We start from the raw sequence: 20,459 nt of genomic DNA, 5'->3' as shown, positions 1-20,459 counted from the left end.
GGCCGCGGCCGGGTGGAGGTCGCGGTCGCCCGACCGGCCTACGCCCGGCGCAGGTGGCGGGCGGCGCCCGCGAGCGCCGGCAGGGTGAGCCGGCCGTCGGCCAGCCCGAGACCGACGACGTCGTCGAACACCCGCTGGGACCCGGCCGCGGCCCGGAAGACGGCGTCCATCAGCACCGGCCAGCGGCTGAGCGCCGACGCCGTCGACGAGTGCCGCAGGTGCCGGCCGAGCCGGCCGGTCAGCGCCCGCCGGTAGGCCGCTCCCGCGCCCGCCCCCGCGGCGGCCGCCTCGCCGGCCAGCGCGCCGGAGAGGACGGCGTAGAAGATGCCCTCGCCGGTGAGCGGGTTGATCAGCGCCGCGGCGTCGCCGGCCAGCAGCACCCGGCCGTCGGGCTGGCGCGGCCGGCCGGTACTCAGCGGCAACCGGTGCGCCCGGAGCTCGTCGGCGGCCACCCCCGGGAGCAGCCGCTGCAGGCCGTCGAGGAGCGCCGCCCGCGTGGCCCCGCCGGACACCAGCTCGCCGTACCCGACGTTGGCCCGGCCGTCCCCGAGCGGGAAGGACCAGGCGTAGGCCGGCCAGCGCTGCTCGGTCGTGGTGATGACCTGGACGCCGCGCTGCCCGGGCGGCTCGGGGGCGTAGCCGCGGATGGCGACGGCCAGCTGGTCGGGGCGGTTCCGGCCGGCGCCCACGGCTCGGCGGACCACCGACTCCGCGCCGTCGGCACCGATCAGCACGCCGGCCGTGACGGAACCGTCCACCTCGACCGCGTCGGGGTGCACGGTGACGGCCCGGACCAGCTGCCGGCGCAGCACCGCCCCGGCCTCCTGGGCGGCGTCGACCAGCCGGGCGTCGAGCACCGCGCGCGGGATCACGTACGACGGCCGGGCGGTGGCCCGCTCGACCGTCGCACCGCCGGGGGAGCGCAACCGCAGCCGGGGCACGGCCGGGTAGCCGTCGGTGACGGCGGCCGGGGCGACGCCGAGGCCGGTGAGGACGTCCAGCGCCTCCGCGGCGATGCCGTCACCGCAGACCTTGTCGCGGGGGAAGTCGGCCCGGTCGAGCACCAGCACCCGCGCCGAGGGGCGGGCCCGCCGGGCGGCCAGCGCGGCGGCGGCCCCGGCCGGCCCGCCACCGACGACGACGACGTCCCAGTGCTCCACGGACCCGACGCTAGGCAGCGCGGCGGCCGGGCGCGCGCCGGGCCGTCAGCGTGCGGCGGGGGAGGGCTCGTCCGCCCGCGGCCGGGCCAGCAGCGCCCGCCAGCTCTCCAGGTCGTGCGCCGCGGGCTCGGTGGTGGCGATGAAGTCCAGCAGCACGTCGCAGAACCGCTCCGGCTCGTCCAGGTGCGGCCAGTGGCCCGCCCCGGGGAACATCTCCACCCGGGCGCGGGGGACGAGGGAGCGCACCGTGTCGGCGTGCATCGAGGGCACGATGGGGTCCCGGTCGCCCCAGATGACCAGCATCGGGATGGCGTCGGCCAGGTAGAGCCGGTCGAGCGCGGTGACCGCCTGGCCGCGCGAGTCGACGACCCCGCGCAGCGTGCGGAGGAAGGCCCGGCGCGCCTCGACGTCCTTGAGCGCGAGCAGGGCGTCCCCGGCCTCGGCGAGGTCGCGCACCCGCCGCCACCCGGCCAGGTCACCGATCCGGTCGACGGTGCGCATCCCGGTGCGCAGCGGGCCGGAGACCCCGGCCAGGGCGGTGAGCACCAGTTCGGCGCCGGGCAGCGTCGCGGCCCGGAGCCCGGCCGAGAGCTCCGGGCCCAGGCCGCCGCTGCCCACCAGCGCCAGCCGCTGGCAGCGCTCGGGGAACTGGTAGGCGAACTGCAGCGCGATGCCGCCGCCCAGCGAGTGCCCGACGACCGTGGCCCGCTCGATGTCGAGCACGGTGAGCAGGTCGCGCATGCCGTTGGCGTAGGCGGCGATCGAGTAGTCGCCGCGCGGCTTGTCGGAGTCGCCGTGCCCGAGCAGGTCGGGGGCGATCACCGTGTGCGTCCGGGCCAGCCGGTCGATGACCCCCGCCCAGGTCTGGCAGTTGTTCCCGATGCCGTGCAGCAGGAGCAGCGGAGGGCCGTCCCCGGCACGGATGAACGCGCGCTTGTGGCCGTGGACGACGCGGGCGTCGCGGACCTGGGGGGATGGCATCCACCCAGTTGACCACCGTGCCGTTGCCGATGGGTTACCCCGCGCCGCCGTTCAGGCCGACGACGGCGGGGCGGTCCACTTCCGGGGCGGGTGCCGGTAACCCTCGGTGAAGCCGAGCAGCTCGTCCGCGTCCCGCACCACGCCCAGCGCGTCGAGCCGCCGGCCGTCGAGGTAGCCGTCGTCGACCATCCGCCGCAGCTGGGCCAGCAGCGGCTGCCAGAAGCCGTCGACGTCGAGCAGTGCGGTGGGCTTGGCGTGCAGCCCGAGCATGCCCCAGGTCCAGGCCTCGAACAGCTCCTCGAGCGTGCCGGCCGCGCCGGGCAGCGCGACGAAGGCGTCGGACAGCTCCGCCATCCGCGCCTTGCGCTCGTGCATGGACTGCACGACCTCCAGCCGCGGCAGGCCGGGGTGAGCCAGCTCGTCGTCGACCAGGTGCTGCGGGATGACCCCGACCACCTCGCCGCCGGCTGCCAGCGCGGCGTCGGCGACCACGCCCATCATCCCGACGTGCCCACCGCCGTAGACGATCCCGACGCCGGCCTTCGCCAGCCCGGTGGCGAAGGCCGCCGCCGCCTCGGCGTGCGCCGGCGGGCCGGTGTGGGACCCGGTGAAGACGGCGATCCGCACCCGCGGATCAGCCGCGGTAGTAGCGGAAGACCGGCTCGGCGATGCAGACCGGCTTGTCGCCGCCCTCGCGCTCGATGACGGCGGAAAGCGTCAGCTGCAGGCCGCCGGCCACCTCCTCGACCGACTTGAGGCTCGCGCTGAGCCGCACCCGGGAGCCCACCGGCACCGGCGAGGGGAAGCGCACCTTGTTCAGGCCGTAGTTGACGCCCATCACGGTGTCGCTCACGGCGAGGACCTGCCCCGAGAGCGAGGCCAGCAGCGACAGGGTCAGGTAGCCGTGGGCGATCGGGCCGCCGAAGGGGCTCTCGGCCTTGGCGCGCTCGACGTCGACGTGGATCCACTGGTGGTCGCCGGTCGCCTCGGCGAAGAGGTTCACGTGCTCCTGGGTGACCTCGTGCCAGTCGCTGCTGCCGAGCTCGGTGCCGACGAGTCCGGGGACCTCGGCCATGGTCGTGGTGGTGCTCATGCGCGCAATTCCTCCGTCGGACGTGCGGATGCCTGCCTGCAACCTAGTCCCGTGCGACGTCCGTCACTGCCCACCCCTCCTGGGCAGAGACGGACTTCCCGCCGAACACCTCCTGACCTCGCCACCTCCTGACCTCGCGCGGTCGGCGCGGGACCGGGTTGACTGGAGGGCGTGCTCGCCTCGACCGACGGCTGGACCGCCTGCAGCCAGGGGCACCGCCACTGGGGGAAGGCCGGTGCGGCGGGCCTGCTGATCCACCGCGACGGGCCCGGCGGTGTCGAGCTGCTGCTGCAGCACCGGGCCTGGTGGTCCCACCACGGCGGCACCTGGGGAACGCCGGGCGGCGCCCTGCACACCGGCGAGTCGCCGGCCGCCGGGGCGCTGCGCGAGGTCGGGGAGGAGCTGGGCCTGGCGCCGGACGACGTCGTCCTGGGTGCGGAGTCGGTGGACGACCACGGCGGCTGGGCCTACACGACCGTCCTCGCCCGTCCGGCGCGGCCGTTCGAGGCGGCCGACCTCCGGCTGGACGGCGAGAGCGACGGGGTGGCGTGGGTCCCCCTCGCGGGGCTCGCCGCCGTGCGGCTGCACCCGGGGCTGGCCGCCTCCCTCGACCGGTTGCGGCCACTTCTCGCCGGAGAGGCCGCATAGACCCGTCCGTCGCGGGGCACAGCGGCTCCCGACGTCCCGCCCGGTCGGCGGGGCGGCGCCCCCCCGCACCGCGAAGGAGCCGGTCCTGTCCCGCCACCGCGCATCCCAGACCGCTCGCCGCGGGGCCGCGTCGTCCGGCGGCCCCGGGGACGTCCTCGGCGGCGGCAGGTGACCCGGTGGCCGGGGGGCTCCCGGGCGGCGGGCGTTAGGTTCGGCGCATGAGCGCCCGCGACGACGTCTCCGAGATCTTCGACAGCTCCGCGTGGCGGCCGGTGGAGGGCTTCGAGTTCGCCGACATCACCTACCACCGCGCCGTCGACGCCGGCGTCGTCCGCATCGCGTTCGACCGGCCGGAGGTGCGCAACGCGTTCCGGCCGCAGTCGGTCGACGAGCTGATCACGGCTCTGGAGCACGCCCGGCTGTCCACCGACGTCGGGTGCGTGATCCTCACCGGCAACGGGCCCAGCCCCAAGGACGGTGGCTGGGCGTTCTGCTCGGGCGGTGACCAGCGGGTGCGCGGCAGGTACGGCTACGAGCACGCGCAGGGCTCGAGCGGCCGGCTGCACATCCTGGAGGCCCAGCGGCTGATCCGCTTCATGCCCAAGGTGGTCGTCTGCGTCGTCCCCGGCTGGGCCGCCGGCGGCGGGCACAGCCTGCACGTCGTCTCCGACCTCACCCTGGCCAGCGCCGAGCACGCCCGGTTCAAGCAGACCGACGCCGACGTCGGCAGCTTCGACGGCGGGTTCGGCTCGGCCTACCTCGCCCGGCAGGTCGGGCAGAAGTTCGCCCGCGAGATCTTCTTCCTCGGGCAGGAGTACACCGCGCAGGACGCGCATGCGATGGGCATGGTGAACCGCGTCGTCCCCCACGCCGAGCTGGAGGCCACCGCCCTGGAGTGGGGGAAGAAGATCGTGGCCAAGAGCCCCACGGCCCAGCGGATGCTCAAGTACTCGTTCAACCTGATCGACGACGGCCTGGTCGGCCAGCAGCTGTTCGCCGGCGAGACCACCCGGCTGGCCTACATGGCCGAGGAGGCCGTCGAGGGCCGGGACGCCTTCCTGGAGAAGCGCGACCCGGACTTCACCCGATTCCCCTGGCACGTCTGAGACGAGGAGGACCGCAGTGATCGTCGAGGTGGTGACGGGCGCCGACGAGCGTCCGGAGGCGCGCGTGGTGGACGTGGACGACCTGGGCCGGCTGCACCTGGCGCTGGGCGTGGTCACCGACGAGGAGGCCGCCGAGGCGCTCGAGCGCTCCGGGCTGGGCCGGCTGCAGGACGCGGACACCGCGTTCCTGGACGTGGCCGCGCTGCGGGCGGCCTCCGAGCCGCGGGCGACCGTGGAGGGCTGGTCGACGCAGTGGGACGCGATGGTCGCCGGGGCGCGGAGCCAGGGCTGGCTGTCCGAGGACGGAGCCACCCTCCAGGTGCACGTCGAGAGCGCCGCAGGCGCCTGAGCTGCGCGTTACGGTCACGTTTCGCGCGCGGGCGGCGGAGAAGTTACCTGTGACTCCGAGGCGGCAGATCGTTGTGGTCGCTCCACGCAGCAGCCAGGATGTGCCCGTGCATACGACAAGCCGGAACGGCACGGCGTCATGAGCGGTACGCCAGGCCGCCCGCTCAGCGCGGAACTGTCCGAGCAGCTGCTCGCCGTGGCCGTCGACATCCTGGCCGACGAGGGGTGGGGGCGGCTCAACAGCGACCGCATCGCCGCTCGCGCCCGGGCCGGCAAGGCCGGCATCTACCGCCGGTGGCCCACGATGGCGGCGCTCGCCCGCGCCGCCGTGGGCCGGTTCCAGCTGATCGTGCTCCCCGAGGACGGCGGCTCGCTGCGGGCCGATCTGCTGGGGCTGCTCACCGAGCGCTGGACGCAGCCGCTCAGCCGCGAGGAGCGCGCGGTGGCCAGCCTGGTGGGCGCGGCGCGGCACGACGAGGAGTTGCGCGCCGGGCTCGACGAGGCCCTCGTCCGTCCGCTGGCCGCGGCCGTGCAGGAGATCGGCGAGCGTGCCGCGCGGCGGGGCGAGGCGCTACGGCGCGAGCGGCTGCGGCTGCTGGGCTCGGTCCTCGAGGCGTTCTGGTGGCAGCGCTACCGGATGCCCGAGCCGCTGACCGCCGAGCAGGTCGGCTTCGTCGTCGACGAGGTGCTGGTGCCGCTGCTGCGGCCGGTCGGCGAGTCCGTCGCCGCCTGACACAGGGCCACCGTGCCCATGCGCTCCTGCAGGTGCTCCGCGGAGTCGGCGAGGCCGCGCAGCAGCTCCTCGGCGAGGTGACCGAGGTCCTGCGCGATCTGCGCGGCGTCCGCCCCCGCGGCCACCAGCGGCCGGTGCCCGACCATCAGCGCGCGGACGGCCGAGAGCCACATGGCGGCGGTGAGCGCCGCCGCGGTGGTCGGGTCGTGCGGGGTCGGGCCGGTGTCGCGACGGTCCTCGTCGGTCCACGCCTCCCGCAGCGCGGCGGCGAGCAGCTGCTCGCTCTCGAACACCAGCTCGCGCTCGTGCGCGCGCAGCGACTGCGAGGCGTCGAGCGTGCGCACGTAGGCCCGGAGATCGGCCTGCCCGAGCGCGTGGATCCGGTCCCGCACGAACCGGGCCAGGTAGTCGGTCAGGGCCGTCAGCGGGCAGTCGGTCGCCTTCCGCAGGCGGACCGCGTCGGCCGGGCCGGACACCGGCGGGGTGCGGCCGTCGAAGAAGAGCTCCTCCTTGGTCGGGAAGTGGTTGAACACCGTCTGCACCGCGACCCCGGCCTGCCGGGCGATGTCGGCGATCGTCACCGCGTCGAACCCGCGCTCGACGAACAGCTGCCGCGCCACGGTGCGCACCTGCTCTCGCGTCCGTGCCTTCTGCTGCGCCCGGCGGTCGCTCAGCTCACCCACGGTGTAGACCTTAGGTACTGAAAGTGCTGATCGCAGGCTCGATCGACCGCCCGGTACGGCCCGGCCACCGGTCGGCCCGGGGGGCTGCGCGGTGCGCCCTGGAGCACCAGGCACGATGACCCGCGGCGCGCCCGGCTCCGGATGCCGGCGGCGCGCCGACGACTGCGAGGAGGGGCCGCCCGGTGCGGACGAGAGCTGCGGTACTGCGCGAGCCGGAGACCGAGTACGAGATCGTCGAGCTGGAGGTCCTCGACCCCGGCCCGGGCGAGGTGCTGGTCGAGATGGCCTACGCCGGCCTCTGCCACTCCGACGAGCACCTGCGGCACAGCAACCCCGGCGGGCGCTACCCGGTCGTCGGCGGGCACGAGGGCTCCGGCGTCGTCCAGGCCGTCGGTGCCGGCGTGACCGGCGTGGCTCCCGGCGACCACGTCGTCACCAGTTTCCTGCCCGCCTGCGGGCACTGCCGGTACTGCGCCTCCGGCCGGTCGAACCTGTGCGACAAGGGCGCGACCATCGCCACCGGGCAGCTGCCCACCGGCACCTTCCCCTACCGGCTCGACGGCGAGCCGCTGGGCGGGTTCTGCATGATCGGCGCCTTCGCGCGGCACACCCTGCTCAGCGAGTTCTCCTGCGTGAAGATCGACCCCTGGCTGCCGTTGGACACCGCCGCCCTGGTCGCGTGCAGCGTGCCCACCGGCTGGGGTTCGGCGGTCTACTCCGGCGGCGTGCGGCCCGGTGACACCGTGGTCGTCGTCGGCCTCGGCGGCGTGGGCGTCAACGCCGTGCAGGGCGCGGTGCACGCCGGCGCGATGCACGTGATCGGTGTCGACCCGGTGGCCATGAAGCGCGAGTTCGCCGAGTCGCTCGGGGCCACCCGCACGGTCGCCGACGCCGGCGAGGCGGCGAGCCTGGCCCGGGAGCTGTCCCGCGGCACCGGCGCGGACGTGGTCGTCGTGACGGTCGGGAAGATGACCGGCGAGGTCTACAAGGCGGCGTCGGCCTGCCTGGGCAAGGGCGGCACCCTGGTGCTGACCGCGCTCGCCGACCGCCCCGAGGAGGGCCGCGCGACGCTCAACGGCCAGGTGACCACGGTGTTCGAGAACCGGGTGCAGGGCTCGATGTTCGGCTCGTGCAACCCGTTCGTCGACATCCCGCGCCTGCTCCGGCTGCACGAGGAGGGCCGGCTGGAGCTCGACCGGCTGATCACCCGCCGCTACTCCCTGGACGAGGTGAATCAGGGCTACCGCGACCAGGCGGCCGGCGAGACCGTCCGCGGCCTCCTCGTCCACGCGGACTGACCCCCGGGGGTGGGATGGGGTTCGACGGTCGCGGCGGCGGGGCAGGGAGGGCTCATGAGCGCCCCCCGCATCGCCGTCCTGGACGTGGACGGCACCCTCGTCGACACCAACTACCAGCACGCCCTGGCCTGGTACCGGGCCCTGCGGTCGCTGGGGGAGACGTATCCCATCTGGCGGATCCACCGGCTGATCGGCATGGGCGGCGATCGGCTCCCGGCCGCGCTCGGCGGGGACGACGTGGAGGCGCGGATCGGCGACCGGGCCCGCGAGCGCTGGACCGAGGAGTTCGACCGGGTGATCGACGAGGTGGCGCCGCTGCCCGGGGCCCGCGACCTGGTCCGGGCGCTGCGCGAGCGCGGTCACCGCGTGGTGCTGGCCAGCTCCGGCAAGGCCAAGCACGTCGACCACTCGCTGGACCTGCTCGACCTGCGCGACCTCGCCGAGGCCTGGACCACCAGCGACGACGTCGAGTCCAGCAAGCCCGCCCCCGACCTGCTCGAGGTGGCGCTGAAGAAGCTGGGCGAGCCCGTGGACGCGCCGAGCGTGATGATCGGCGACTCGGTCTTCGACGTCGAGGCGGCCCGGAAGGCCGGGATGCCGGCGCTGGTGGTGCGGTCCGGCGGCTTCGGCGACGACGAACTGCGCGGCGCCGGCGCGCTGGACGTCTTCGACACCCCCGGCGACCTCGCCGCGGCGCTGGACCGCCTCGACCTCTCCGCCTGACGGAGCCTTTCCGCGGAAAAGCACCCCCCGCGTTTCCGCGGAAAAGCTCGTCAGGGGGTCAGGGGAGGCGGCCGAGACGGCGCAGCGCCTCGTCGGGGCGGTCGGTGATGATCGCGTCGACGCCGAGCGAGGCCAGGAAGTCGATGTCGGCCGCCGAGTTCGCCGTCCAGACGTGCACCTGCTTGCCGGCGGCGTGCGCCTGCGCCACGTACCCCGGGTCGGCCCGCAGCAGCGACAGCCCCGGGCCGACGGCGGTCATCGAGCCCCCCAGCAGCTCGGTGCGGACCGTGCGCAGCCGCTTGCCGATCAGCTGCACGGTCGGCACCCCCGGGGCCAGCGCGGAGGTCCGGCGCACCGCGAGCTGGGAGAAGCTCATCACCCGGAACGCCGGCCGGCCGGCCCACTCCGCCGGCCGGTCGTCGTGCAGGAGGCCGTAGCGGCGCAGCGACCGCACCAGTTCCTGCTCCACCCGGTTGGTGTGCCGGGTCGGGTGCTTGGTCTCGATGGCGAGCCGCACGCTGCCGGGGGTGGCGGTGACGTACTCGAGGAGCCGGTCGAGGGTGAGCACGAGACCGTTCTCGACGTCGGGCTCGTCGGTGACGGCGGTGATCGTGTCGTCCTTCCACCGGTCCCGCCGGGCGCGGCGGGCGCCGAACCGGAACTGCTCCAGCTCGGCGAGGTGCAGGGCGGAGACGACGCCGCGGCCGTTGGAGGTGTGCCGGACCCGCCGGTCGTGGACGCAGACGAGCACGCCGTCGCGGGTCATCCGCACGTCGCACTCCACCGCGTCGGCGCCGATGACGGTGGCGTGCCGGTACGCGGCCAGGGTGTGCTCGGGCGCCTCCGCGGTGGCCCCGCGGTGGGCGACGACCTCGGGACCGGTCACCGGAGCGGACGGCGGGAGGGCACGGTGGAGCGGTCGAGCGGCACGCGGGGATCTTGCCCGCTCGCGCCCGGGTCCGCGACCGAGGGGTGCGGTCGCTACCCGGCCAGCCGGGCGCGGTACTCGGGCACGCTCGCCATCGGCGGGCGCTCGTCGACGGCGACCGCGCTGGTCCGGGGGACGAAGCCCGCGCCGTCGTGCCGGAACTGGGTGAGCAGCCCGCTCGGCTGCGGCGCGGCCGCGGCGCGGGCCAGGACGGTCGCGACGACCTGCCCGGCCATCTCACCGAGCGCCTCGACGCCCTGCGAGGTGTGCCGGCGCTCGCCGAGATCGACCTGGGCCAGCGAGGCGAGCCCGCCGAGGCGCAGCAGGTCGACCAGCAGCCCCACCTCCACGCCGTAGGCGGCGACGAACGGCACCTGCTCCAGGACCGAGCGCCGGCCGGCGTACTCCCCGCCGAGGGGCTGCACGAAGCCGGCGAGCTCGGGCCACAGCGCGTTGAGCAGCGGGCGGGCGGTCAGCTCGGTGACCCGGCCGCCGCCGGCGGGCACCACGGCGTCGCCCACCTGCAGCGGGCGGGTGTAGCAGCCCTTGACGTAGTCGACCTGCGGATCGGTGAGCAGCGGGCCGAGCAGTCCGGGCACGTAGTGGGCGACGTCGCCGAGCAGGTCGGCGTCGAGGAAGACGACGAGGTCGCCGGTGGTGGCGGCCAGCGACTTCCAGAGCGCCTCCCCCTTGCCGCGGCGGGTGCCGTGGGTGGGCAGCACGTCGGTGGTGGCGACGACGTCGGCGCCGGCGGCCCGGGCGACGGCGGCGGTGGCGTCGGTGCTGTCGGAGTCCACGACGACGAGCTCGTCGACCAGCGGCACCCGGCGCACCCAGCGTTCGTGCAGGTCGGCGACGAGCCGGCCGACGGTGGCCGCCTCGTTGCGGGCGGGGAGGACGACGCTGATCCGGTGGCCGCCACGGCGCTTGGCGTGCAGCAGGGCGGCCGGATCGACCTCCGCGAGGGACCGGGCGGTGGTGGTGCGGTCGGCGAACCAGGCGCGGGCGTCGGGTCTCACGCGCCCACTGTCGACCAGCCCGGCCGCCGGCACCAGGGCGGGTGCGCGCTGTTCACCCCGCCGTCACGGTGCCGTTCCCGGCCGCCCGGGCCGACGGCGGTCAGGCGGTGGGGACGGCGGTCAGCCGGTGGACCAGGTCGTCGACGCCGAGGTCGTGCGGCAGGGCGCGGCCGTGCACCGCGTGGACGCCGACGGCGAAGGCTGCGTCCCGCAGCGCGGGGGTGCTGATCCCGCCGGCGATCGAGGTCAGCCCGAACCCGCTGGTGGTGCGGGCGATCGCGCCCAGGACCTGGAGCGCGCGGGCGGTGTCGTCGCGGGTGGCCAGGGCGGCCAGGTCCACCCGCACGAGGTCCAGGGCGATGCGGGCGAGCAGGGCGAAGATGCTGTGCCCCATCCCGTAGTCGTCCAGGCAGAGTTTCACGCCGGTGCGCCGGACGGCCTCCAGCTCCGGGATCAGCGCCGCCGAGGCGGTCATCAGCGTCTCCTCGGTGAAGGAGAGGACCAGCCGGTCGGCGGGCAACCCGGCGGCCTCGAGCGCGTCGGTGACCGTGGCGGCCAGGCCCTCGGCGGTCACGAAGCCGGCCGGCAGGTTGACCGCCACGCTGATCCGCTCGTCGGGCAGCGCGGCGGCGACCCGGGCGGCCTCCTGCAGCAGCCAGGTCTGCAGGTCGGCGCCGCGGCCCTGCCGCTCGGCGGAGCCCCACAGCTCCAGGCCGCGGACGGTGTCGTGCAGCGGGTGCGACCACGCGGGCACGGCGTGCAGCAGCTCGATCCGTCCGTCGGGGCCGCAGGCGGTGTCCAGCCGCACGCTGAACGTGCCCTCGGCGACGACGTCGTGGAAGTCCGGGTCGCTCTCGGCGGCGGCCGGCACCGCGCCGGCCAGCCGGACGCAGCCCTTGCCGGCGCGCTTGGCCGCGCGCAGGGCGGCGTCGGCGGCGCGGAAGGCGGCCTGCCCGCCGGCGGCGCCGATCGGCGCGACGCCGACGCTGGCGCCGACGGCGAAGGTGTCCTCGCCGGCCCGGAACGGCAGGCCCATGATGTGCACGATCCGTTGGGCCACCTCCTCGGCCTCGGCGATGCTGCCGGTGACGATGACGGCGAACTCGTCGCCGCCCAGGCGCGCGGCCAGGTCGTCCTCCCGCACGACGGTGTGCAGCCGGCGGGCCATCTCGACCAGCAGCTGGTCACCCGACTCGTGCCCGGCGACGTCGTTGACGGCCTTGAACCCGTCGAGGTCGAGCACCAGCAGGCAGCGCCCGGCGTCGCTGGGGTCGGCCAGCCCCCGGAACAGCTGGGCGCGGTTGGGCAGCCCGGTGAGGTGGTCGGTGTAGGCCATCCGCTCGAGCTCGCGCTCGCGGCGGCGGCGGGTGGTGACGTCGCGCAGGTAGAGCACCCGGCGGCTGCCGCCGGGGCGCTCGGAGGAGGTGACCTCCAGCTCGCGGGTGCGCGCGGCGTCGACGGGCACGCGGAAGTGCAGGGCCGGGCCCTGCCCGGCCGGGTGGGCGAGCGTCGCCGACCGGACGAGGGCCGCGTCCTCCGCGACGACGAGGTCGAGCAGGGAGACGCCGGGGTCGTCGGCGCCGATGCCCAGCAGGCTGCGGGCCGCGGGCGAGGTGAACAGCAGCCGGTACTCGGCGTCCATGATCGCGATGCCGTCGGAGCTGGCCTCGATCAGCTCGCGGAAGTCCTCCTCGCTGCGCACCAGGTCCTCGGTGATGCGCCCGTCCTCGCGGATGCGCAGCACCAGGCGCCCGGCCATCAGCGCGAAGACGATGCCGCAGCCCACCTCCGCACCGAAGCTGAGCGGAAGCCCGCGCAGCACGCCGGTGAGCATCGCCAGCGGCATGCCGAGGATGGCGGCGACGACCAGCGACAGCCCGAGGACGCTCACCCGGGGGGCGGCGGCGCGCGCGGTGCGGTCGGTGAACCGCCGCGGCGCCTGGTAGGTGGCGAGGGTGACGGTCACCAGGGCGGCGGCGGCGGCGGCGTCGGAGGTCGCCGTCCACACCCAGCTGGGGGAGACGATGGCCATGGCCTCGGCGCCGGCGGCGGCCGACTGGGCCGCGATACCGACGAGCAGGGTCGTCACCGCCCGCCGCAGGGCCGTGGTGGAGACGGTGCAGAGCGCACCGCCGGCGCCGAGCATGGCGGCGGCGTAGGCGCCGTACACGAGCACCAGCGAGCGCAGGTCCTCCGGGGCGCCGACCGGGTTGACCAGCGGCGTGCGCAGCACCTCGGTGACGACGAGCACGGAGCTGGTCACGATGAGGCCGTCGACGACCAGCGCGCTCCAGCGGGTGCGGATGACCCGCCGGGCGAGGATCGCGCAGGTGACCACCGGGGTGCCGGCGCCGAGGACGAGGACGACGTCGTCGATCCCGAACCCGTCGAAGGCCGGGCCCGGGAAGGCGCCGGCCAGGAACTGGGCGACGGCGAAGCCGAGCGCGCCGACGGCCGCGGGCCACCAGGGCCGGGCGGCCACCCGGTCCATCCGCCGCAGCCGGCGCACGGCCATGACCCCGCAGCTGGTGGCCACGCAGCCGAGCACCAGTTCGTCCCACTGCATGCCGGTGCCGTCGGGAGCGCTGACGGGCACCGTGACCGCCAGGCCGAGCAGGCCGAGCAGCACGGTCCAGCGCAGCGCGTGGGGGATCTCGCGCAGCCGGCTCACGAGGTGACCGCCGGCCGGCCGGCCGCGGTCAGCGGGGACTCGACGGCGGCGCGCCAGTCGCCGGCGGCGAGCTGCTCGGCCTCCAGCGGCCGGGAGAACGCGTAGCCCTGCAGGTAGCGGTAGCCCATGTCGCGCAGCAGCGCGAGCTGGCCGGCGGTGGTGACGCCCTCGACGACGACGGGGAGGCCCAGGCTCGTGCCGATCTGGAGGACGGCGCGGCACAGCGCCCGGCGCTGCGGGTCCTGCTCGATGCCGGACAGGAAGTGCTGGTCCATCTTGAGCAGGTCGACCGGCATCCCCGCAAGATATGCCAGGGAAGACCAGCCGGTGCCGAAATCGTCCACGGCGATCCGCACGCCGAGCCGGCGCAGGGTGTCCAGCTCGTCGGTGTCCGGGCCGTCCAGCAGCATCGACTCGGTGAGCTCGACGACGAGGCGGGAGGCGGGCAGCCCACTGGCCTCCAGGGCGGCGACGACGTCGAGGACGAGCTCGCCGCTGCGCACCTGACGCGCGGAGACGTTGACGGCGACGGAGAGCTCCTCGTCGGCGAGCCGGGCCACGGTGGCGCAGGCCTCGCGCAGCACCCACCGGCCGAGGTCGGTGATCAGCGAGGTCTCCTCGGCCAGCGGCACGAACTCCTGGGGGGAGATCTCGCCGAGCTCGGGGTGCCGCCAGCGCAGCAGCGCCTCGAGGGAGACGGTGCGGTGCGCGACGGCGTCGACGACGGGCTGGAAGGCCAGCCGCAGCTCGCCGCGGGCCAGGGCGCCGGCGAGGTCGGCAGCGAGCGTGCTGCGGCGGTCGGCGGCCAGGCGCAGGGCGTCGTCGAATCGGTGCACCGAGCCGGTGCCGGCGGCCCGGGCGCTCCGCAGCGCCAGGTGGGCGCGGCGCAGCGCCTCGGCGGGGTCGACGTCGGCGGCCAGGCCGGTGACGCCGGCGGTGGCGGGGAGCAGGCCGGCGGGCGTGGCCAGCCGGCCGAGGGTGGCGACGAGCCGGGCGGCGACGACCTCCGCGTCGGCGACCGTGCCGTCGACCAGGACGGCGAAGTCGCCGTCCGCGCCGCGGGCCAGCCAGTCCTCGCCGCGCAGCTGGCGGGCGATCCGGGAGGTGAGCACGCGCAGGACCGCGGTCTCGGTGCCCGGGCGCCGGGTGGCGTCGGCCAGGCCGTCCACGGAGACCACCGCAAGCGCGACCGGGGAGGCGGGCAGCAGACGCTGCACCGCGGCCAGCCGGCGGAGGAGGGCGGTGCGGTTCGGCAGCCCGGTGACCGGGTCGGTGAGGGCGAGCTCGAGCAGCTCGGGGTCGGGCCCGGTCTCGTGCCCACCGGCGGTCACGTCGCGGCAGGACAGCACCAGCGCACCGACGGCGGGGTCGGTGCGCAGGTCGCGGACGGTGGCCTGGATCAGCCGCCACCGGTCGTCGCCGGAGCGGATCCGGGCGGTGCGGACGGCGAGCTCGCCGTGGTCGCCGGCCCGGGCGCACAGCGCGCCGGCGAGCGGATGGCGGTCGTCGGGGTGGACGAGGTGCAGCAGCGGGAGGCCGGGCAGCGCGGCGGGGTCCTGGCCGAGCAGCGCGGGGAGCGCCGGCGACGCGACGGTGATGCGGAGGCGGTCGTCGAGGAGGACGACGGGGTCGGGGCTGGTCGCCACCAGGGCGGCGACGGCGGACCGGCTGGTGCGCAGAGCGGCGGTGAGCCGGCGCTCGCGGCGCCACAGCCAGCAGAGGACGCCGGCGAGGACGACGGCACCGCCCTGAGCGGTCAGCCGGGCCGGCGCGGGCCCGGAGCCCGCGGCGACGAGGACGGCGACCAGCCCGGACCCGGCGAGGAGCGCGGCGACGAGCCCGGCGCGCCCGCCAGGGGGCGCCGCCGGGAGCGCAGCCGCCGGCTGCCCCGGATCGGGGGTGGTCACGCCGGAGTTCTCGGACGGATCGGGCCGGTGCTGCAGTGGGCCGCGCCGGAGGTCACCCGATCGGGTGGGCGGGCGCCGGCCCGGTGCCCGGGGCCGGTGGGCGGGCCGAGTCGCGGCCCGCGCGGGGAGCACCGACGATGCGGGCATGACCTCAGGGCAGCTGCCCGACCGGGTGGCCCTTCGGCGTGGACGACCCGAGGAGCGGCGGCGGGTGGCGCTGCTGCTCGAGACCGCCGACGTCCTGGCGGAGCGGGCCCGGCGCACCGACGACCGCACGCAGGCGCAGGTGCTGCTGCGCCGGTCCGCGCAGCGCCGGGAGCAGGCCGCCCGCCTCGCGGCCGGTGACCGGGCGCCGGACCGGCCCCGGGAGCCCGGCCGGCCCGCGGGGAACTCCCTGCCCGACCGCGGCTGACAACCGCCCGCGACCGGAACGCGGGCGTACCGTCCCGGCCATGGTGGGGGGACTGCCGCCGGCGCCGCGCTGGGCGTGGGTCGTCATGGGGCTGGGCGTGGTCGCGGTGGCGGTGATGGCCTACCTGCTGGCGAACCGGCCGCCACCGCCCGGCTTCTCCGCCTCGGCGTCCGCGGAGGACCCGGCGGCCGCCGATGCGCTGCGCGTCCTCGTCGTGGGCGACGCCACCACCGCCGTGCCGGAGGGCGCCGTCGGCTGGCCGCAGCTGATGGCGGAGCAGCTCGCCGCCGACGGGCCCCCGGTGGAGCTGCAGGTCGCGGCGGCCGACGGCAGCGGATATCTCCGGACCCCGCCCGAGGGGCAGACCTTCGCCCAGCTGGCCGAGGCGGCCGGGCCCGGCTGGGACGTCGTGGTCTTCGCCGGCTCGCAGCACGACAACGCCGCCGCGGCCGACGTCCAGGCCGCCGCGGAGCAGACCTTCGCGGCCGCGCGGGCGGTGTCGCCCGAGGCCGATCTGCTCGCCGTCGGCCCGGTGTGGCCGACCACGCCGGCCCCCGGTTACGTGGTCACCAACCGGGACGCGGTGTCGGCCGCCGCGGCGGCCGCCGGCGTGCCCTTCGCCGACCCGCTCGCCGAGCTGTGGCTGACCGGCCCGGACCTGGTCGACGACGGGCAGCCGACCGACGAGGGCCACCGGTACCTCGCCGACCGGATCGCCCCGCTCGTCGAGCCCCTGGTCGCCGCGGGCCCGTGAGCCCCGGGACCGGACGGCGGACCGGCCCGGCCGCGGAGCCGCCGCGGGTGTCGCGCCGGACTACGGTTGGCCGATGCTCCGCTGGCTGTGCGCGCTCGTCGTCGGAGGGGTGGTCTCCGGCTTCGCCTTCCTGCTGGTCACCGGGGAGTACCGCAACGAGGGGCCGGTGCTCCTGACGGTGGCCCGGGACCACGGCCTGCACGCCGGTGACCTCTTCGTCCTCGCGGGCTGGGCGGTCGCCGTGCTCGCCCTGGTGGCGCTCGCCGCGATGCCCGGCCGGCACCCGGACGGCGAGGCCCCGCCCCGCGGCTGACGCGGTTCCCCGCGGCTGACGGCGGCTGTCCGGCGGGCGCCACGCGGGTCCTTCCTGCGGATTCCTTGCGGATCCCTGCACGCGACCCTGCGGTCGGGCGCGCAGGCTCGGTGCTGCCGCGGGACGGGCGCCACCCTCTCCTTCCCGGCCACGGCGGGGTCGTCCACCTCCGCCGCGGCGCGGCGGGACGGTGCCGCCCGCTGGTCCGCGACGCCGGGGGACGGGGACCGGGCCCACGGGGGCCCGGTACCCGCCCGCCCGGCATCGTCGGCGAGCCGCCGCGGACGGACCGATCCGGGCGCCGCGCCTGTCGACGCGCCGCACCGCGGAGCAGGTGGCAGAGTGACGCGAGTGAAGACCTGGCTCGAGAGCTGGCCGGTGTACCGGCAGCTGACCGGCTCGGACCCGTTGGGGCGCGGCACGGCCGCCCGCAGCAAGGCGACCGAGTCCGTCGTGTCCCGCACCGCGACCGCCGACCGCGTCGTCAAGAGCGTCTGCCCGTACTGCGCCGTGGGCTGCGCGCAGAACGTGTACGTGAAGGACGAGCAGATCGTCCAGATCGAGGGCGACCCGGACTCGCCGATCAACCGCGGCCGGCTCTGCCCGAAGGGCAGCGCGAGCAAGCAGCTGGTCACCAGCCCGTCCCGCACCACCACGGTCAAGTACCGCCGTCCCTTCGGGACGGAGTGGGAGGACCTGGAGCTCGACACGGCGATGGAGATGATCGCCGACCGCGTCCTGGAGGCCCGCCGCAAGGGCTGGCAGGACGAGGACGGCGGCTACCGCGTCAACCGCACCATGGGGATAGCGAGCCTCGGAGGGGCGACCCTCGACAACGAGGAGAACTACCTCATGAAGAAGCTCTACAGCGCCATGGGCGCGATCCAGATCGAGAACCAGGCCCGCATATAGCACTCCTCCACGGTGCCCGGTCTGGGTGCCTCGTTCGGTCGTGGCGGCGCCACGAACTTCCTGGAGGACCTCTCGAACTCCGACTGCATCGTCATCGAGGGTTCGAACATGGCCGAGTGCCACCCGGTGGGTTTCCAGTGGGTGATGGAGGCCAAGGCGCGGGGCGCGAAGGTGATCCACATCGACCCGCGGTTCACCCGCACCAGCGCGGTGGCCGACCTGCACGTGCCGCTGCGGATCGGCACGGACATCGCGTTCCTCGGCGGGCTGATCAAGTACGTCCTGGACAACGACCTCTACTTCCGCGACTACGTGGTCGCCTACACCAACGCCGCGGCGCTGGTCGGTGAGGACTTCGTCGACACCGAGGACCTCGAGGGCCTGTTCTCCGGGTACGACGGCGAGAACCGGATGTACGACGAGGACAGCTGGGCGTACGAGCCGGAGGACCGGCCGGAGTCCAGCGCCGACGACCCGGCCGAGGCCGCCGCGCAGGAGCAGCTCGACGACGCCCCCGCCGTCCGGGAGGCCGACCAGGGGCAGGCCGCGGGCAGCGGTGGCCCGCCGATCCCGAGCAAGCCCAAGCGGGACGAGACCCTGCAGCACCCGCGGTCGGTGTTCCAGGTGCTGAAGCGGCACTTCGCCCGCTACACCCCGGAGATGGTGTCCGAGGTCTGCGGCATCGAGCCCGAGGTGTTCGAACAGGTCGCGAAGTGGGTCACCAGCAACAGCGGCCGCGACCGGACGACGGCGTGGGTGTACTCGGTGGGCTGGACGCAGCACAGCGTCGGCGCGCAGTACATCCGGACGGCGTCGATCCTGCAGACGCTGCTGGGCAACATCGGCCGCCCCGGCGGCGGGATCCTGGCGCTGCGCGGGCACGCCAGCATCCAGGGCTCCACCGACGTCCCGACGCTGTTCAACCTGCTGCCCGGCTACCTGCCGATGCCGCACGCGATGCAGCACCAGACGCTGGACGAGTACTGCGCCGACGCCGCCGGCAAGGCCGGCTTCTGGGGCAACAAGCGCGACTACATGGTCAGCCTGCTCAAGGCCTGGTTCGGCGACGCCGCCCAGCCGGAGAACGACTTCGGGTTCGACTGGCTGCCGAAGATCAACGGCGACCACAGCTCGTACCGGACGATCGCCGACATGATCGAGGGGAAGGTCAACGGCTACTTCCTGGTCGGCGAGAACCCCTCGGTCGGCCACCCCAACGGCCGGATGAACCGGTTCGGCCTGGCCAACCTGGACTGGCTGGTCGTGCGCGACCTGCAGATGATCGAGTCGGCGACCTTCTGGAAGGAGGGCCCGGAGATCGAGACGGGGGAGTTGGCCCCGGAGACGATCAGCACCGAGGTCTTCTTCATGCCCGCCGCCACGCACGTGGAGAAGGAAGGCACCTTCACCCAGACGCAGCGGCTGCTGCAGTGGCGGCACAAGGCGGTCGAGCCGCCGAACGACGCCCGCAGCGACCTGTGGTTCTACTTCCACCTGGGCCGGATCCTGCGCGAGCGGCTGGCGGGCTCCACCGACCCGCGCGACCAGGCGCTGCTGCGGATGACCTGGGACTACCCGCTGCACGGGGAGATCCAGGAGCCGGACGCCGCCGCCGTGCTGCGCGAGATCAACGGCACCGGCCCCGACGGCGAGCCGCTGTCGTCCTACATGCAGATGAAGGACGACGGCTCGACCTCCGGCGGCTGCTGGATCTACTGCGGCGTCTACGCCGACGGGGTCAACCAGGCCGCGCGGCGCAAGCCCGGCGCCGAGCAGGGCACCGTCGCCTCGGAGTGGGGCTGGGCCTGGCCGCTCAACCGCCGCATGCTCTACAACCGCGCCTCGGCCGATCCCGACGGCAAGCCGTGGAGCGAGCGCAAGAAGTACGTCTGGTGGGACGAGGCCGCCGGGGAGTGGACCGGCGTCGACGTCCCCGACTTCGAGAAGAACAAGCGGCCGGACTACGTGCCGCCGGAGGGTGCCCGGGCGCAGGACGCGCTGGCCGGCGACGACCCGTTCGTCATGCAGGGCGACGGGAAGGCGTGGCTGTACGCGCCGGCCGGGCTGGTCGACGGCCCGTTGCCGACGCACTACGAGCCGGTGGAGTCGGTCGTGGAGAACGCCTTCTACCCGGTGCAGGCGAGCCCGACGGTCGAGCGGATCGACGGGCCGTGGAACCGGGAGAACCCGTCGCGCTCCGAGGTCTTCCCGTTCCAGGTGACCACCTACCGGCTGACCGAGCACCACACCGCCGGCGGGATGAGCCGCACGCTGCCCTACCTGTCCGAGCTCCAGCCCGAGTTCTTCGTCGAGGTGAGCCCGGAGCTGGCGAAGCTGCGGGGGCTGACCCACAACGACTACGCGACGCTGGTCAGCGCGCGCTCGGCGATCGAGGCGAAGGTCCTGGTCACCGAGCGGGTGCGGCCGATCAGGCTGCGCGACGGCCGGGTCGTGCACCAGATCGGGATGCCGTACCACTGGTCCTACAGCGGGCTCTCCACCGGCGACTCGGCGAACGACCTGCTGGGCATCGCGCTCGACGCGAACACCCACATCCAGGAGGACAAGGTCTCCACCGCCGACATCGTCCCGGGACGGCGCCCGCGGGGGACGGAGCTGCTGGAGTTCGTGGAGGCCTACCGGCGCCGCGCCGGGGTGGCGTCGGGCCGGGTGGGCGTGAACGGCCGCGACCCGGTCGAGGCGAACGCCGGCGAGGGGGCGACGCAGTGACCGTCCACGACGACAGCCACCCCCTGCCCCCGGCCACGAT

At 75.3% G+C, this 20,459-nt stretch carries 18 protein-coding genes and 1 pseudogene; 10 read left to right on the top strand and 9 right to left on the bottom strand.

The genetic code is table 11. The annotated features are described in order from the left end of the window. Nucleotides 1-38: 38 nt before the first annotated feature. The 4 genes from ACI790_RS05700 to ACI790_RS05685 are packed head-to-tail and all read right to left on the bottom strand — an operon-like array spanning nucleotide 39 to nucleotide 3,234. Nucleotides 39-1,160: an NAD(P)/FAD-dependent oxidoreductase gene (locus ACI790_RS05700; protein WP_456568819.1), complete on the bottom strand. Its 1,122-nt coding sequence runs from the start codon at nucleotides 1,158-1,160 to the stop codon at nucleotides 39-41. A 45-nt stretch (nucleotides 1,161-1,205) separates the two neighbouring features. Beyond that, entirely contained in the window at nucleotides 1,206-2,141 is a 936-nt protein-coding gene (locus ACI790_RS05695) for an alpha/beta fold hydrolase (protein ID WP_456568818.1), read from the bottom strand. A 51-nt stretch (nucleotides 2,142-2,192) separates the two neighbouring features. Then, nucleotides 2,193-2,768 carry an LOG family protein gene (locus tag ACI790_RS05690; RefSeq protein ID WP_456568817.1) on the bottom strand — a complete coding sequence of 192 codons (576 nt, stop codon included), beginning with the start codon at nucleotides 2,766-2,768 and terminating at the stop codon, nucleotides 2,193-2,195. A 7-nt stretch (nucleotides 2,769-2,775) separates the two neighbouring features. Beyond that, a complete protein-coding gene (locus ACI790_RS05685; RefSeq protein WP_456568816.1) occupies nucleotides 2,776-3,234 on the bottom strand; it encodes a MaoC family dehydratase in 459 nt (152 codons plus the stop codon). Between the two features lie 171 nt (nucleotides 3,235-3,405). On the opposite strand from ACI790_RS05685, the gene ACI790_RS05680 reads away from it, so the two are divergent. From ACI790_RS05680 to ACI790_RS05665, 4 genes are all read left to right on the top strand, one after another. Beyond that, entirely contained in the window at nucleotides 3,406-3,882 is a 477-nt protein-coding gene (locus ACI790_RS05680; protein WP_456568815.1) for an NUDIX domain-containing protein, read from the top strand. Between the two features lie 218 nt (nucleotides 3,883-4,100). Beyond that, nucleotides 4,101-4,988, top strand: coding sequence for a 1,4-dihydroxy-2-naphthoyl-CoA synthase (locus ACI790_RS05675; protein WP_456568814.1), 888 nt, complete (start codon nucleotides 4,101-4,103; stop codon nucleotides 4,986-4,988). Between the two features lie 16 nt (nucleotides 4,989-5,004). Continuing rightward, a complete protein-coding gene (locus ACI790_RS05670) occupies nucleotides 5,005-5,337 on the top strand; it encodes a hypothetical protein (RefSeq protein ID WP_456568813.1) in 333 nt (110 codons plus the stop codon). 138 nt (nucleotides 5,338-5,475) lie between these two features. After that, nucleotides 5,476-6,069: a TetR-like C-terminal domain-containing protein gene (locus tag ACI790_RS05665; RefSeq protein ID WP_456568812.1), complete on the top strand. Its 594-nt coding sequence runs from the start codon at nucleotides 5,476-5,478 to the stop codon at nucleotides 6,067-6,069. On the opposite strand, the gene ACI790_RS05660 is transcribed toward ACI790_RS05665, so the two are convergent. Continuing rightward, nucleotides 5,967-6,752 carry a TetR/AcrR family transcriptional regulator gene (locus tag ACI790_RS05660; protein WP_456568811.1) on the bottom strand — a complete coding sequence of 262 codons (786 nt, stop codon included), beginning with the start codon at nucleotides 6,750-6,752 and terminating at the stop codon, nucleotides 5,967-5,969. The two genes, ACI790_RS05665 and ACI790_RS05660, sit on opposite strands and share 103 nt — an antisense overlap. A gap of 182 nt (nucleotides 6,753-6,934) precedes the next feature. Between ACI790_RS05660 and ACI790_RS05655 the strand changes: the two genes are divergently transcribed. Both ACI790_RS05655 and ACI790_RS05650 read left to right on the top strand, forming a co-directional pair. Further along, a complete protein-coding gene (locus tag ACI790_RS05655) occupies nucleotides 6,935-8,050 on the top strand; it encodes an NDMA-dependent alcohol dehydrogenase (protein WP_456568810.1) in 1,116 nt (371 codons plus the stop codon). A 54-nt stretch (nucleotides 8,051-8,104) separates the two neighbouring features. Continuing rightward, complete coding sequence (locus ACI790_RS05650; protein ID WP_456568809.1) at nucleotides 8,105-8,773, top strand: HAD family hydrolase; 669 nt, start codon at nucleotides 8,105-8,107, stop codon at nucleotides 8,771-8,773. Nucleotides 8,774-8,831: 58 nt separating this feature from the next. On the opposite strand, the gene ACI790_RS05645 is transcribed toward ACI790_RS05650, so the two are convergent. The 4 genes from ACI790_RS05645 to ACI790_RS05630 all read right to left on the bottom strand — a co-directional run bounded on the left by ACI790_RS05645 (nucleotide 8,832) and on the right by ACI790_RS05630 (nucleotide 15,298). Beyond that, nucleotides 8,832-9,659: a glycerophosphodiester phosphodiesterase gene (locus ACI790_RS05645; RefSeq protein WP_456568808.1), complete on the bottom strand. Its 828-nt coding sequence runs from the start codon at nucleotides 9,657-9,659 to the stop codon at nucleotides 8,832-8,834. Nucleotides 9,660-9,754: 95 nt separating this feature from the next. Continuing rightward, on the bottom strand, nucleotides 9,755-10,720 hold the full coding sequence (locus ACI790_RS05640; RefSeq protein ID WP_456568807.1) for a glucosyl-3-phosphoglycerate synthase: 966 nt from the start codon (nucleotides 10,718-10,720) through the stop codon (nucleotides 9,755-9,757). Nucleotides 10,721-10,820: 100 nt separating this feature from the next. Next, nucleotides 10,821-13,391 (bottom strand): diguanylate cyclase domain-containing protein, encoded by a 2,571-nt coding sequence (locus ACI790_RS05635; protein ID WP_456568806.1) that lies wholly within the window; start codon nucleotides 13,389-13,391, stop codon nucleotides 10,821-10,823. Next, a complete protein-coding gene (locus ACI790_RS05630) occupies nucleotides 13,388-15,298 on the bottom strand; it encodes a putative bifunctional diguanylate cyclase/phosphodiesterase (RefSeq protein WP_456568805.1) in 1,911 nt (636 codons plus the stop codon). Before ACI790_RS05630 ends, ACI790_RS05635 begins: the two co-directional genes overlap by 4 nt. A 145-nt stretch (nucleotides 15,299-15,443) precedes the next feature. On the opposite strand from ACI790_RS05630, the gene ACI790_RS05625 reads away from it, so the two are divergent. From ACI790_RS05625 to fdh, 4 genes and pseudogenes are all read left to right on the top strand, one after another. Then, complete coding sequence (locus tag ACI790_RS05625) at nucleotides 15,444-15,710, top strand: hypothetical protein (RefSeq protein WP_456568804.1); 267 nt, start codon at nucleotides 15,444-15,446, stop codon at nucleotides 15,708-15,710. Nucleotides 15,711-15,750: 40 nt separating this feature from the next. Beyond that, nucleotides 15,751-16,464, top strand: a complete 714-nt coding sequence (locus ACI790_RS05620; protein ID WP_456568803.1) for an SGNH/GDSL hydrolase family protein — start codon at nucleotides 15,751-15,753, stop codon at nucleotides 16,462-16,464. Between the two features lie 73 nt (nucleotides 16,465-16,537). Then, complete coding sequence (locus ACI790_RS05615; protein WP_456568802.1) at nucleotides 16,538-16,777, top strand: hypothetical protein; 240 nt, start codon at nucleotides 16,538-16,540, stop codon at nucleotides 16,775-16,777. A 342-nt stretch (nucleotides 16,778-17,119) separates the two neighbouring features. Beyond that, nucleotides 17,120-20,419 (top strand): annotated as a pseudogene (fdh, locus tag ACI790_RS05610) (formate dehydrogenase). The last annotated feature ends 40 nt before the right edge of the window (nucleotides 20,420-20,459 follow it).

The organism is Blastococcus sp. SYSU DS0539, assembly GCF_054050855.1.
Note: the sequence above shows the minus strand (reverse complement) of the source record. Positions and strands in the feature narration are given on the sequence as shown.